We start from the raw sequence: 14,291 nt of genomic DNA, 5'->3' as shown, positions 1-14,291 counted from the left end.
TGCACCTACTTTCTGATTTTGAATATCGAGTTAAAGAAGCTGTACAGCGCGTCTCCTGCGATAAAACCGGCCGCCAGGATACTCATTGGCGTTTCGGCTTCCTTCCCCTTCACTTTCAGGACAACGATCCGGATCAAGAGACCCGCAAGGACCGCCCAGCAGGCGTTCGGTGTCGCAATGAGGAGGCCTGTCGCGAACATGACGCCGATCTGGCGCTTGGCGCCGCCGATGAGCTGCAGAATGGCGCCAGGAATGGCCCACAGCAGCAGCTTCATCGCCACGTCGCCCGAGGTTCCCGCTTGAATCGTCGATACGTAAACCGTATCGATCGGCGGAACGAGCTTTTGCGAGAAGTAGGAGTTATACGTCAGGGCAACAACGATAACGGCTACGCCGAAGGCGATCATGCCTGTCATGTACTGCTGCTTTCTGCCCCGCTTTTCAAATTCGGGGTCTTCCCCGTTGCCGCGCAGAATGTAGCCTGTCTTCAGGTCGTATCCCATGTCCGCAAACGCTGGGCCGGTAGCGGCACTGAATCCGGCCAAAAGGGCCAGCGCCACCGGTGGAAAGCCGATCAGCATACCGAACAAAAGCGTAATGAACGCGACGGCAAACGCCGGGAACCAGCCGGAATGCATCGCCGCGATGCCGACGATAATTTCGTGCACAAACGCGGCAAAGGCCGCAAAGAACAGGAAGCCGATCAGCATGCCGAGCGACATCTTCGTCATCAGGCCGCCGATGATGGCGATAATAAGTGCGATGATCAGGTAAGCGACAAAGCCCAGTCCCAGGGAGCGTCTCGCTTCACCCTCCGTACGGGTATACTTCGAATCGTCAGCTTCCCGTTCCGATTTTTTCGGCCGTTTGAAAATCAGAATCGCGGCTTGAACGAGGGCGACGATCCCTGCGCCGATCATGACGCCATGGGCGATATAGAGAGCCTCCACGTTAATGTTGAACCACGGAATAGAATACTGCCGGATCAGAAGGCCGATGCCGAACATGCTGAGCGCCCAGATGTTGCCGATAAAGGCGACGCCGAAGGCCGACATCGAAATGTGGAAATAGGAACCGATGAGTCCGAGTACCGTACCGACGCCGAGCAGTCCGGCGCGCTTGCCGCCCTTATCGCCGGCTATGATCGATTCGGCTGTCGCTACGCCCGGAGCCCATGTCCCTGACGCGGGGAACAGCTTCGAGTCGAACAGCTTGTACAGCAGCGCCGCATCCACGAACATGGCCAGCGCTGCACCGATCAGCATCGGAACGATCAGCTTCGTTTCCCCCATCACGAACGGAATGCCGATCGGAATAAACAAACTGTTGGCCGCCCCGAACGTGGCCGAGGATATCGAAGTCTGCACCATATTTTGCCGGTGTACCGACTTGTATTTTTTAAAGACCGCAATCGGAATCCTCGCGATCAGCATCGCTACGAGCGCTCCGATAATAGCCGTATTCGGCGTAACACCAAGCGTGGTAACGATTTGTATCCCGACGATGGCACCCAGGACGGCGGTAACGATGTTGAGTATCAAGCCAAAGGGCTCAAAAATGCTGGGGTGCTTCTCTTTGCCGCCTGCTTGTTCTGCTTCGTGTTTTACTTCGCTCATGATAACGCCTCCAATATATATGAATTTCACTTGGCACTTTAACATTCATTTCTATAGTTCAATCTATATTGCAGGCCGCATTTGAAGGATATGTTTTATGCCACGCCACAAGCGGTGTTGCTGGGCCCGGATGCCCACTCAGAGGTTAAGGGAAAGTATCTTCTTCCCAATCCTTATGAGAAGGGAGATTCCACCGCCTCGCATCAGGGTAATACAGTACTGGCAAATTCGAGCGATCAGGAAGCGGAAATAATCTGCTTATAATAGTTGGCGGCCATCAAGCCTTCCGCTTCGACGATATCAACGACGGGAACCTGCAGCTCTTTCCGGATCACATCGGCAAAATGAATAGTAGAGAAACCGGTACAAGCGAATACAATCGCTTTTGCTCCCTTCTCCACCAGGGACCGTGCTCCTTCCAGCGCTTTCTGCCGTCCCGCTTCCGTCATCAGATCCGTCGTATTGGTCACGCCCTCAGGCCGGGAGTATCCTACGATCAGCTCATCCAGCAGTACTTTCATGACCGGTGGAATCCCTTCGGTGATCCCCATTAATCCGACGGGCTCGCCGAGCGAGAGAGCGACCAAGGCAGCCGAGCTGCCGGCCCCGATGACGGGGATCGACACGCGGCTGCGCAATTCCCGGACGCCCGGATCGGCGGCGCAGCTGACAATCAGCAGGCGGCAGCCTTCCTGCTCCATCTGGATGCCCAGCTCTACGATTTTCGGAAGTGCTGCTTCCTCCGACGCATCATCGTAAATGCCCAGCGGTTGATCAGGTATGCTTCTGCTCATGACAGGGACTTCAAATTGCTCTTGAATCATGTTTCCGTGCGCTTGCAGCACTTCATTATCTTTCGCCGTAAATACACGAATTAATCCTATCAAGTCGATCACCCCTTCGTTCCTTTAAACTATTGATGTTAAAATATATTACATTAGATTTTATGCCTTTCACCCCGATGGAACAATGTACTCATCCACCAAAACTGAAAGCGACCCTTTGTGCTCATGGCACAAAGGGTCGCTTTGATCCGCTAATGATTTATTAAATAAAATGTCGTACATAAGTACAATTCGAAACGGCACCTTGGATTGTTCAAATCCAGGCCGAGAATCGATTTAATCCGGTCCATCCGGTAATTTACCGAATTGCGGTGAATAAACATCCGCAACGACGTTTCGTTCAGGCTGCCGCCTGTCGCCATATAATGATATAGCGTCCTGACGTAATTTGTGCCGTGGGTCCTGTCATGTTCAGCTAGCACGCCTACCTTTTCCTCAACGAACCGGTTCAGGCGGGCAGGGTCGGTCGATTCCTGCAGCAGGTGGATCATCTCCACTTCCGTGTAGGTGAACATCCGGCGCTCCTGGTTCAGCCGGTATCCGATTGACACCGCCGTTCGGGCTTCGCCATAGCTTCGGTGTGCCTCGACTAGGGAGCCCGGACGGCCGATGCCCATCCGCACCCCTTCCCAAGAGCTCAGCTGCCCGGAAAGGGCATCGCACCACGGAAGCGGCACATCCTTGTCCACGATCCGCCGGTCCTGTCCCGCAGGCTTGGCGGAGGGCAGAAACAGCACGATCCTTCCCCCATGGATTTGGAGCTGGGACCGGACTTTCCGCGCGGCAGACTCCTTACGTATGAACGCCTGAATATTCGTGACGACCGTACTGTCCTCATTGTAAAAAGGCTCGTCCGCCTCGACGACAGCCACTTCCCACAGCCACTCGGGCGAAAGACCGAGCTGCCGTCCCCTGGAGGCCGTCACCCGCTCATCGGACACCGTGTTCAAAATCAGCTCCTCGAAAAACGTGCCCCGCAGCCGGTTTTCCGTGTCCTTGGCGATTTTGTTCCTCATCAGCTCAAGCGAGAAAACGAGCCTTGCCTGCTCAATCAGCATGAGATCCAGCTCATTCAGCTCCCGCTTCTCCACCACAAATTTACCCAGCATTTTGTTGTCGACGCTAACCTCCCACTGGTGATGCTTCCCCGAAGACCGGTAAGGGTACCCTTCCGGCGACGACGCCAGCACCTCTCCGGCCTTACCGATGATCCATATCGGCGAATCAATCAACTCCGAGACGTTGTCAGCGACGACTTGAATGCCTTTATTGTTTAATACCAGCCGGGTCAGCGCCTTATTGACCTCTTCGGCCCGCCTTAGCAGCACGGCCTGTCGGTTTAAAATTTGATCCATAACATGATATGTTATGTCGATGTAAGCCATCCCGATAGGAAGCTGAATGATCGGAATATCGTATTGGTTGCTTTTATCGATCATTTCCTGCGGGATATGGGGAATAAAGCGTTCCGGCTTAATGGCCACCCCCGCCCCGTTCACTTTGGCGAGCTGTTCGATCATTTCGACCAGCAGCGACGGGTCGTTCCGGGTCGAATAGCCTGTCGTCAGCACCATCTCGCCTTCCCGCAGCCAATTTCCGATATCGGGAACCTCCCAAATATCTATATATTGTACGATACGGTCAAGACCACGTTCCCCGCTGATCAGCTGCGCATGCTCCATCACCGGCAGCTTCAGCATTTCCCTGACCGTCAAACCTTTCGGACTCATTGCATCACCTCGCGGTTCACGGATATCTGGGTGCAGCATGTCCTTTTGCTTTCGTAACCGCTTGAATATGCCCCCTCTTCATTGTACCTTACTGCTTAGCCCCGATGCTATTGCTTTGTAACCGCACCCAAAAGAAGGAAAGAGGCGGACTTCCGGGCATAAGAAAAACGTCTATCGACGTACTTCCAAAGAAGACAGACCGCGTTTAGCTGAAGTTTTTCTTGCGATTATAGAATGGTTCAGCTTCGCTGAATTTTATAAATTCTATAATCTTAAACAGCAAAAAACCGTTCAGCATCCGAACGGTTTCTTTAGAAACGGCCCGCCTGCTGAGCCATTTCGAGCATATGAAAAAGAGGGTTTAACGCTGCGCGCACTCTTTACTGCTGCCGCATTTTGGAGCGGAACAAACGTGAGAGCATACCTGTCCATGGACTGTTCCATCCGCCGTACAGCTGTACTGTGCTTTCCACAGGTTTTTCCTTTGCACGCAGCAACCGGCTCCTTCGTCTGTGCAGATCCGCGTGCTTGTATTCCATCAATTTCTCTTGTACATAGTGGTGTTCCATCATATTTTTTCTCCTCCGATCTATATTACGCATAGATGGGGAGGTGTTCGCCTACTGGCGTGCCGACACTTTTTGTTTCGAGGCATCCGCGGCATGTTCCGACCGTTTCTTAAAAATCACCTTACGGATGCTCTCCTGAGACAGGTGGAAAGCCTGTTTCAAGTATTCGATTGAATGACCTTGGCAATGAAGAGCAAAGATCTCCTCGTTTCTGCGTTCGATCATTTGCCGTGTCCCGCTGTTTACACCCCATCCGACGCGTTCGTTGCTTCTCTTTGGGATGTAAATCAGCTCGCCCTCAATATGTTTCTGAAGTTCCTTCAGCAAACTAGGGGGAAGCACATCCCTCCCGTTTTTGTAATTCACGATAAACGTCCTCCTTAAACTTCAACAGATGTCCAGTTCCGACGGTTGTTTCAAACCCGCTAAATGCTTGGATCATGCTGTTTTCGCCTCCTTTCGAATTATGTACCCATATATTTTAATAAAACGGTATAAGGGGAGCCGATCGGCCCCCCGATACTGCGGGGCTTCGCTTACGCGAAGACCACCTCGTATTGTGTGATCAAATTGCATCAGCCTCCTTTCATACAGAATCGTCGGCCGTCCGACACCTTTATTAACTCATATTTTGGGAATTCCAGCAAGTGAAAGAACGGATATAAATATTCTTTACCTCTTCAATGATGATAGGATATTCCTTACCACCGCTGCTGTACCGGGCTACCGTAGGAGAATTCCCATCAGAAGGCCGCTCTCATTCCGCCAATAATCCGGCTGTCCCGGTACCTCCTGCAGCATTAAGCCCGTCAGCGCAGACAGATAGAGAAACAGCAGCCGGCGGGGGTCTCCTTCGCGAAATTCGCCTGCTTCCTGGCCTTTGACCAGAATCGGGACCAGCTGCTCAATCGTATCCTCCGGCGAATACCGCCCGATCATTTCCTTCGCCCGCTCCGGAACATCGCTCGAGGTTTGAGCCTGGTGGATCAGCAGAAAGGCATCCTTATTATCACCCTCCAGCATAGCCTCCGTCAGGACGCGGATTTGCTCGGCAGGGCTTCCCGGCATACGCCCCAGCTCCTTCATCGAGTGCTGCGCCTCCTCCATCGCCTCCTGCACGAGTTCGGTAAACAGCTCTTCCTTGGAGCTGAAGTAGCGGTAAGACAGCCCTTGGCTGATTCCAGCTTCGGCGGCAATCATGCTCATTTTCGTTCCGTTGATTCCGTGCCGGGCGAACACCTTCAGCGCCGCCTTCTTGATCTGTTCCCTGCGTTCATCATGAATTTGTTCCAACTGCTGCTCGTTCAGCGGTGCCACGTCGGCGACCTCCTTTTTATCAGTCGTCATCCCTGCTTTTATTGTATCCGTCGTAAGCCCGGTCCGGCAAGGAGTCCGGTCTGCTCTTCACTCACCTGCCATAGACGGCTCGCGCCGGCTTCATCCCGCGCAGCATTGGATGGCGTCTGCAGCTTCATGTCCGCGTAATAACCGCCGCTCTTCAGCAGAAGCTCCGATGATTCTGCGAGCCATACGAGCGTCTGCGCCCCTTGTTCAGGCGTTCGGGAAAAAGGCTTCATGCAGGCCATCGTCAGCCGGGCCAGCCCTCCGTTATCCTGGTTGAAGTTGGTCGCCACCAGACCGGGATCAAAACAGTGGGCCGTAACTCCCGTATCCTTGAGCCGTCTGGCCAGCTCGGCGGTGAACAAAATGTTCGCCAGCTTGCTCTGGCCATAGCGGAGGTTCGCGCCTCCGAGAAGCGCCTTTGATCCGCTGTACAGGCGGTCACCGTTCATATCGTTGAAGTCAATGCCCCTTCTCGCCATTTTATGACCATGGGAGGAAGTCGTAATAATCCGGGCATCGCCGCTCGCTATCAGCCGATCCAGCAGCAGGCTGGTCAGGAGAAACGGGCCCAGATGGTTCACCGCCCAGGTCATTTCCAGGCCGTCCTCGGACAGCTTCTTCTTGACAAACATCGTTCCCGCGTTGTTGATTAGGCGGTCGATCCGTGGAACGCGGTTCAATATTTCGGCCGCTGCACGGCGGATATCCTGCTGGGATGACATATCCGCAATGAAGCAGTCTACCTGGGCTTCCCCGTTTGTCAACTTACCCAGCTCTGCCGACAATTCAGCAGCTTTACTGCGGCTGCGGGCCACGATTCCCAGCTTCGCCCCTTTCAGTACCAATGCCTTTGCCGCCGCGTAACCAATGCCGCTGGTGGCTCCTGTGATCACGATATATTTGCCTTCTAGCGTCCGGTTACTGCTCAACCCTACCGTATGATTCATATTCGATCGACCGCCTTTACTCACGATTTATGAATGAATTATTCATTCATTTGTCTTCAGTATATCTTCCCTCCCAGGTACTGTCAATCGTATTTTGAAAATTGGGCTGCAAACCGGCATCAAAAAAAGAAGACCGTCCCTTGAGAAAGGAACGGTCTCGTTCGATGCTATTTCCACCCGCTTGTGACGATATCTTCCTGCGGGTTGTTCAAATATTGCGGCACCGCATCCTCATGCATAATCCACAGCTCGTGCAGCGCGCGCGTACAGCCGACGTACATCAGCTTGGCATCCCAGGCCTGATCGCCGTAATGGGCGAGATCCGCATCGGCCACGATGACCGCGTCGAATTCCAGACCTTTGGACAAATACACGGGTAGAACCGATAAACCGCCTTCGTACGCCTTTTTGCCGCCGTCTATCAAATGCAGGTCGGGTATTCCAGGGGCCAGCTGCTCATGCAGCCGGGCGGCGTCGGCCAGCGTCCGCGTCAGAATGGCTACCGTCCGGTAATCGCCGCCGGCCAGCTGCTGCAGCCCTTCCTGAAGGGAGCGCACCCTCCCCGCTTCTCCCGTATGATACGGAAGAATGCGCACCGGATTGCCGCTCCGGAAAACGGGCACGGCGAGCAGATCGCTCTTCACGCCATTTTCCAGGATGCCGTTGGCGAATTCGATAATTTCCATCGTCGAACGGTAGCTTCGCGTCAGGGCAAAGTAGGCGGTGTTCTCCGGAGCGAACAGCGAGCTCATCTCCTCCCAGCTGTGGACGCCGCGGTAGGCGTGGATCCCTTGCGACAAGTCGCCCAGGATCGTGAAGGAGTGTCCCCGCACAAACAAGTCCAGCACCGCCACCTGAAACGGGGAGAAATCCTGCGCTTCATCGATGACGATATGGTCAAAGCGCTGCTCCCCCGTAATGTCGTTCAGCAGGTAGTGCATATAGAGGAGAGCCGGAAGATCCTCTTCCCGGATGATGTCCTTTTTCAAGTCGGACTGGGTAGACTTCAGCACCGCGGCAGGGATGCCGCTCAGCGCTTCCTCGGGCCAGCCGCCGGCGGTTTTGACCGCTTTGAACATCTGCTTGTACAGCAGCAGCGGCTCGTACTTCGGCCATTTGTTCGCATACGACTTTTCACGCTGCGCCGCCTTCTTCTTCCGGTCCTTGAGCGCTGCCGCCGAAGGCGACTTTTTCAACTCCATTTCGATCCAGCGGTGGATTCTGGCCATGACCCTTTCTTTTCGCTTCGCCAGCGGGTATGGCTTATATTCCTCATTGAACCAATGCAGAATCGTCTCCCTAGCCAAGGTTGCCCCTTCCCACGGCATAAAATCGCCGGGAGGCACTGAACTCGATTCCATAGACGACAAGCAGTCACGGATCATCTGCATAAATCCAATCGACCCCTTGAACCGTCCAGGCACGTTATCGGTAATTTCCGGCATGCCCCCCGGCGTCTCGAACCAATACCGCAGCGTTTCTTCGTTATCGGCCAGTGGAAGGTCAAGTCCCAGCAGCTGGAGTGCCCAGTCCGCAAACGTGCTTTGCTGAATATCCCCGACCCCAAGCTCAGGCAGCACGTCGGAGATGTAATCCAGGAACATATGGTTCGGGGCAAAAATGATCATTTTGTCCGCCGACACCTGGTCCTTGTACTGGTACAGCAGAAAAGCCAGGCGGTGCAGCGCCACGGTTGTTTTACCGCTTCCCGCCACCCCCTGGATGATGAGCGCCGTGTTCCGTGCGGCCCGGATGATCCGGTCCTGCTCCGCCTGGATCGTCGACACGATGTCCCGCAGGCGGTTGTCCTTGTTCTCACCCAGCCGGTACACGAGAAACTCGTCGGACACGGCAGGCTGGTCGCTCTCGCGGTTGTATGTATCGGCCACCCTCTCCAAAATCTGCTTGCGGATCACCACGTTCCGCTTCAAATACACCAGCCCTTCGATGATGCCCTCAGGCGCTTCGTACGAGGCCGTTTCCTCCCCGCCCGTAAACGAATAGAACAGGCTGGCCACCGGCGCCCGCCAGTCAATGACCATCGGCTGGTCGCCGACCTCCGCTTGGTCCACGCCGATTTTTCCGATGTAGAGCGGCTTGCGCTCCCCGCTTCCTTCCTGGAAATCCAGTCTGCCGAAATAAGGCTCCTGCAGGCTTTTGGCCAGGGCCTGGCGCTTCTCTTCCCGGCCCGCCTCCAGCACCTGTTCCGTAAAATCATGCCCGGTGTATACCGGAATGCCGCGCAGCCTCTCAAGCTGGCGGTCGATCTCAGTGATCGTCGCATTCAGCCTACTCTCTTCCTCTTGATAGGCACTTTGAAAATCGGTCTCCACTTTCAGTTACCTCCTAAAAGTATTCAGGAGCGGACGAACCGCTCCTGCTCTTGTAAGCCAATGCTTAAGGTTTATCCATAAGCCGCGCTTAAAAAGGATATTCAGTATATCATAACCCGGAGGCATTTTACCATAGAGATTTCAGATTCCCTGGAACCAAGGAAAAGAATACAGATGGCCCATGTTTCCCGCGCTGCGGCTTTTGCAGCGTTACTGCAGCTTATGCTCGTACCTGACCTTTCCCTCCCGGTCCAGTCCTTTGATGGATTGCCATGAGAAATCCCGCCCCTCCGTTTTCCACACAAACAGGAACATGCGGTTATCCGATATGCGCTGCCGCTCCGATCCGGACGTCGCTGTATTGCTGTCGCGGTCCTCCATCACCACATCCAGTTCCACGGTAACGATGTCGGGATCGTTGACATAACCGTAAAATTTGGCCAGCCCGCCATCCGATCCGGTGCTCTTCATGTCCCAGCTGTAGGCCAGCGGTTTTTCCGGGTTTTTGGGTACACCGGCAACACCTCCGCTGGGGTGCCATTTAAAATGGCTCCAGGTGACCGTATCGGCAGAAAACCACTGCTTGTAGGTGCCCAGGAACACCACCGTATCCTGGTCCACCTGAACTTTCCTCACCACCTTGGAAGGCCCGTAATGATAGCTTCGCTCGGAAAGCTCATGGGCGCCCTGCGCCGTAAAGCTGCCGCGATCCAATCCGGATACCCACAGCAATATGATGAACAAAATCAGGACCGCACACCATTCCAGCACTCCGCCCAGCCTGCTGATCTTCATTTGGCGCCCTCCTCCTTCTCCAGGAGAATCGGCAGCTCACTCTGCCGGTCATACCAATCATAGCGGAGGGTCAGCTTCTTCGTCCCCGCAGGCAGCGGGTCAAAATAGATCCATCCGTTCTCTCCCCATGGCACTCCGGTGCTGCTCGCCCCGTGCTGGATCAGTTCGTTTCCTGACGCGTCCAGCAGCTTGACGGAAGCCGTCGGGAAGGACCACCCGTCCCTCACCTTTTTACGGAAGGCGTAGCGGATCGCGGTTCGCTTGGAGGTGGTGTACAGCTCCTTTAAAGTAAATGTATCGTCATCCATGCTCAGTTTCCGGTTCACCGGATACGCCGTAACCCGGCCGTCGTTTTTCAAGTCCGAGATCATAAGCCGGTTGCCGTCTCTCCATGGGAGCCAGTCGACCAGCTGAAACAGCAGCAGTGCGGCAAAAACAAAAATTAGCAGCCTTCGTATAATCATTCCCACCGGTACAGTTCTCAAGGGCATGCTCCTTTATTTCATCATGGATCTCAATAGCCATTTGTATTGGTGAAGATTTTACCATAAACCGGAAAAATCGCAATCTGATCCCTGGGCAGTAATCGACCCTCCGCTCAGCCGCTTCTCAGACGGTGGAAGATCCGGCTGCCCAATGCGTTGTTTTTCCGCTGAAGATCAAAAAACAGCCAGGGCGGGTTACCGCACACTGACTGTTTTAACATTCCCCATTATTGATGAATTCAGGATCGTATATCGTATAAAGTCCGGAAATCAGACGAAAATGCTCACAACGTTAAGCCTTGCCGTATTTCGAACGGTAGAACGCCTTGTTCTCCAGCGCCCGTACGGGCGTGGTCCATTCATCCGTCATGGACATCGTATCGATGGCATCCTCGGCGGCTTGCAGCTTGGCATCCATCTGGTCGATGAGATGCAGGGCAAGCGCCTCCGGTATTTGCGGCTGCACCGGACTGCCCCACTCAGCCAAATTATGATGGGCCAGAATAACGTGCTGCAGCAGCACAATTTTCTCCGCGTTCAGGTCCATGCCGTGAAGCACCGCCGCCTCCGTGATCCAACTGACCGCAAGCGGAATGTGGCCGATCAGCTTACCGGTGAAGCTGTACTCGCTGACGATGCCCAGCTCCGCCGTCAGTTCTTCCGTCTTGGCAATATCGTGCAGAATAATGCCCGCCACGAGCAGATCCCGATTCAAAAACGGCCGCTGCATGCACACGAACTCGGCCAGCTCCAGCATACGCACGACATGGTAGGCCAGGCCGGCATAAAAAGCATGGTGCATACCTTTGGCAGCCGGATAATGCATGAGCTTATCCCCAACCTTGCTATAGCAGTGCTCGATAATTTTGCGGAGCTCCGGATCCTGGACGCTTGCCGCCGCCGCCTTGATCGTATAGACCAAGTCCGCCGGCTGTACGGGAGCCGACCGTACGAAATCGGTGATGCTGTACCCGTCTTCATCCTTGGCCGGCCGGATCTGCGTTACTTTAAATTGCAGCCGCTCCCGGTACAGCTGGACGATGCCCCGCACTTTGACGAGCATCGGCGCGAAGAACGTCTCCTTGTCCGTCGAGGAGGTATCCCACAGTTTCGCCGGGATTTCCCCGCTCGTATCCGATAAGATCATATCCAAATAATCCTTGGGCGGCGTGGCGTTCGTCTGTTTGACCTGCAGCGATTTCAGCAGATAGAAGCCCGTAATTTCCTGCCCTTCGGTAAACGATTGAATAAGTGTCATCTCTTGAAATCCTCCTAAATAATTCACTGAAAAAACGGTTCAGGACAGCTGCTTAGCTGTCCCTATCCATTACCCCAAACCGGAAAGATCCACCCGCTCATAAACGGGTCCCCTTTCACGCGCTTCCACTTCGGCGATTTATGCCTTAGAGGAATGCATGCAGCACGAAGTTCGCCACAAACAGTACGGCAATGCCGTACAGCACAGGCGAAACCTCCCGGCCTCTGCCCTGGGCCAGCTTTACCACCGGGTAAGCGATAAAGCCGAAAGCCATGCCGTCCACAATGCTGTACGTAAAAGGGATCATGACCATAATGAGAAACGCCGGAAACGCTTCGGTCAAATCCGAAAACTCCATCTCTTTGACGTTCTGGACCATTAGCCCGCCGATCACGATCAGTACGGGCGCGATGGCACTGTCCGGTATGTAGCTCAGAAGCGGAATGAAGAAAAAGGTCGCTCCGAACAGCAGGCCGGATACGAGCGCCGACAGCCCGGTTCTTCCCCCTGCGGCAATCCCGGCGGAGGTTTCCGCAGCCGCCACTACGGGACTGCTCCCGAATATTCCGGCGAAGATGTTCGATATCGACAGCGCTCGGAGGCTGCCTTTAAAATGTTCCGGCCGGCCGATCATCTGGGTTTGCGCCGCGATGAGGCCGATATTTTCAAAGACGACGATCAGAAGCAGCAGAAAGACGGCGATCCAGAACACCAGGCTGCCGATCCCTGCCGCTGACAGATGGCCGAACAGCTCCCCGTACTGGCGGAAGGTATGTCCGGATTCGAGCTGTACCGGCTTGACGGCACCGAGCAGATAAGCCAGTCCCGTTCCCAGCAGAATGCTGATGAGCAGTCCTCCCTGCACGCCACGGATAAACAAAATCAGGGCAAGCAGCAGCGTAAAGCAGGACACGATGACGGCCGGATCGCTGAAATGCCCGATGGTGACAAAAGTCGTCTGGTGGGCGATCACGATTTGGCTTTTCTGCAGCCCGATAAACGTCAGAAACAGCCCGATCCCTACCGTGATGCCGTGCTTCAGGTTGTGCGGGATGGCCTCGCTCACGATCCGGTACAAGGACGTAAAGGAAACGACCGAAAATAATACGCCCGTGACCGCGACGACCATCAGCGCTTCCTGCCAGGACAGCTTCATGGAATGCACCAGGGTGTACGTGAAGAAGGCGTTGATGCCCATGCCCGGTACGACCACAATCGGCGATTTGCCGCCAAAGGCCATCAGGAGGCAGCCCACAACCGACGTCAGCAGCGTTCCCACCATGGCGGCCTTCAGCGGCATCCCCGCGTCGTGCAAAATATTCGCGTTAACCATCACAATATATACGACGGAAAAATACGAAACAGCACCCGCAATCCATTCTTTCTTCCAGCTGTCCCCCGGCAGCAGCCCCAGGCTGCGGTGCCAAAAACTAGATTTCAACAGTAGTCCTCCTGTTCGACAAACGGTGTCCAACCTAATTTATTTATACCATATTTGTAAAATAAAAGGCGCGAGCGCCGTTATACGGCCTCGCGCGCCATCACTTGCTTCAGTTATGCCCGTTATTTCGCGAGCGTCTGCCCGGTCGGCTCCGGGATTTCGTTATACCTGAATTTCTGCTTTGGCCAGCAGGTCCTTCACGGCAACGCTCACCATGATGAGGCCGACGACAGGAGGTACGTAGGCGTTGCTGGCCGGCGGCTGCTTTGCCTTACGGATTTCCGGTGCGTTCTCCGGAACGATTTTTTCCGTCACGTCTACGCGCGGCTTGATCGGCTCTTCGGTCGAGAACACGACCTTGACGCCTTTTTTGATGCCGTCTTTGCGCAGCTTCGTCCGGATGACCCGGGCGATCGGATCCATCGTCGTCTTGGAAATATCCGCAACCTGGAATTTGGTCGGGTCCATTTTATTGGCCGCGCCCATGCTGGAAATGATCGGGATTTTGCGGTTCAGGCACTCTTTGATGAGATGGATTTTGTAGGACACGGTATCCGAGGCGTCCAGCACGTAATCCAGCTCATACTTAAACAGCTCCTGATAGGTTTCTTCGGTATAAAACATGTTCAATGCGATCGCATCGATGTCCGGATTGATCAGTTTGACACGCTCTACCATCAGATCCGCCTTCTTCTGGCCGATGGTCGTCGTCAATGCATGGATCTGGCGGTTGATATTGGTAATGTCAACCACGTCTTTATCGATCAAAATAATGCGGCCGACCCCGGTGCGGGCCAGGGCTTCCACCGCAATGGACCCCACCCCGCCGATGCCGAGGACCGCCACCGTGCTGTTTTTCATGACTTCCAGGCCTTCCGGCCCGATGGCCAGCTCCGTACGTGAAAATTGATTAAGCATATCGTCAGGT

13 protein-coding genes are annotated in these 14,291 nt (G+C 54.5%); all 13 read right to left on the bottom strand.

Features of this window, described 5'->3' with window-relative positions; genetic code table 11:
• Positions 1 to 5: 5 nt before the first annotated feature.
• Positions 6 to 1,616, bottom strand: coding sequence for an OPT/YSL family transporter (locus C7820_RS00295; RefSeq protein ID WP_116229375.1), 1,611 nt, complete (start codon positions 1,614 to 1,616; stop codon positions 6 to 8).
• A 236-nt stretch (positions 1,617 to 1,852) separates the two neighbouring features.
• Positions 1,853 to 2,503 carry an aspartate/glutamate racemase family protein gene (locus C7820_RS00290; RefSeq protein WP_076169626.1) on the bottom strand — a complete coding sequence of 217 codons (651 nt, stop codon included), beginning with the start codon at positions 2,501 to 2,503 and terminating at the stop codon, positions 1,853 to 1,855.
• Positions 2,504 to 2,652: 149 nt separating this feature from the next.
• Positions 2,653 to 4,191, bottom strand: a complete 1,539-nt coding sequence (locus C7820_RS00285) for a PucR family transcriptional regulator (RefSeq protein WP_116229374.1) — start codon at positions 4,189 to 4,191, stop codon at positions 2,653 to 2,655.
• A gap of 380 nt (positions 4,192 to 4,571) precedes the next feature.
• Positions 4,572 to 4,763 carry a hypothetical protein gene (locus tag C7820_RS00280; RefSeq protein WP_116229373.1) on the bottom strand — a complete coding sequence of 64 codons (192 nt, stop codon included), beginning with the start codon at positions 4,761 to 4,763 and terminating at the stop codon, positions 4,572 to 4,574.
• Between the two features lie 48 nt (positions 4,764 to 4,811).
• Complete coding sequence (locus C7820_RS00275; protein ID WP_076177008.1) at positions 4,812 to 5,126, bottom strand: CD3324 family protein; 315 nt, start codon at positions 5,124 to 5,126, stop codon at positions 4,812 to 4,814.
• A 357-nt stretch (positions 5,127 to 5,483) separates the two neighbouring features.
• Positions 5,484 to 6,077, bottom strand: coding sequence for a TetR/AcrR family transcriptional regulator (locus C7820_RS00270; RefSeq protein ID WP_076177007.1), 594 nt, complete (start codon positions 6,075 to 6,077; stop codon positions 5,484 to 5,486).
• 38 nt (positions 6,078 to 6,115) lie between these two features.
• Complete coding sequence (locus C7820_RS00265) at positions 6,116 to 7,051, bottom strand: SDR family oxidoreductase (RefSeq protein WP_116229371.1); 936 nt, start codon at positions 7,049 to 7,051, stop codon at positions 6,116 to 6,118.
• Between the two features lie 167 nt (positions 7,052 to 7,218).
• Complete coding sequence (locus tag C7820_RS00260) at positions 7,219 to 9,384, bottom strand: HelD family protein (RefSeq protein WP_116229370.1); 2,166 nt, start codon at positions 9,382 to 9,384, stop codon at positions 7,219 to 7,221.
• Between the two features lie 210 nt (positions 9,385 to 9,594).
• On the bottom strand, positions 9,595 to 10,179 hold the full coding sequence (locus C7820_RS00255; RefSeq protein WP_116229369.1) for a DUF5044 domain-containing protein: 585 nt from the start codon (positions 10,177 to 10,179) through the stop codon (positions 9,595 to 9,597).
• The gene (locus C7820_RS00250; RefSeq protein ID WP_147306249.1) at positions 10,176 to 10,664 is read right to left on the bottom strand and encodes a DUF5643 domain-containing protein; all 489 of its coding nucleotides are present in this window, start codon (positions 10,662 to 10,664) and stop codon (positions 10,176 to 10,178) included. Before C7820_RS00250 ends, C7820_RS00255 begins: the two co-directional genes overlap by 4 nt.
• 292 nt (positions 10,665 to 10,956) lie before the next feature.
• On the bottom strand, positions 10,957 to 11,922 hold the full coding sequence (locus C7820_RS00245) for a 3'-5' exoribonuclease YhaM family protein (protein ID WP_116229367.1): 966 nt from the start codon (positions 11,920 to 11,922) through the stop codon (positions 10,957 to 10,959).
• Positions 11,923 to 12,067: 145 nt separating this feature from the next.
• The gene (locus tag C7820_RS00240) at positions 12,068 to 13,363 is read right to left on the bottom strand and encodes an NCS2 family permease (RefSeq protein ID WP_116229366.1); all 1,296 of its coding nucleotides are present in this window, start codon (positions 13,361 to 13,363) and stop codon (positions 12,068 to 12,070) included.
• A gap of 162 nt (positions 13,364 to 13,525) precedes the next feature.
• Complete coding sequence (locus tag C7820_RS00235; RefSeq protein WP_116229365.1) at positions 13,526 to 14,281, bottom strand: tRNA threonylcarbamoyladenosine dehydratase; 756 nt, start codon at positions 14,279 to 14,281, stop codon at positions 13,526 to 13,528.
• Between the last annotated feature and the right edge of the window lie 10 nt (positions 14,282 to 14,291).

Origin of the sequence: Paenibacillus sp. VMFN-D1, assembly GCF_003386155.1 — a bacterium.
Lineage (GTDB): Bacteria > Bacillota > Bacilli > Paenibacillales > Paenibacillaceae > Paenibacillus_AQ > Paenibacillus_AQ favisporus.
Note: the sequence above shows the minus strand (reverse complement) of the source record. Positions and strands in the feature narration are given on the sequence as shown.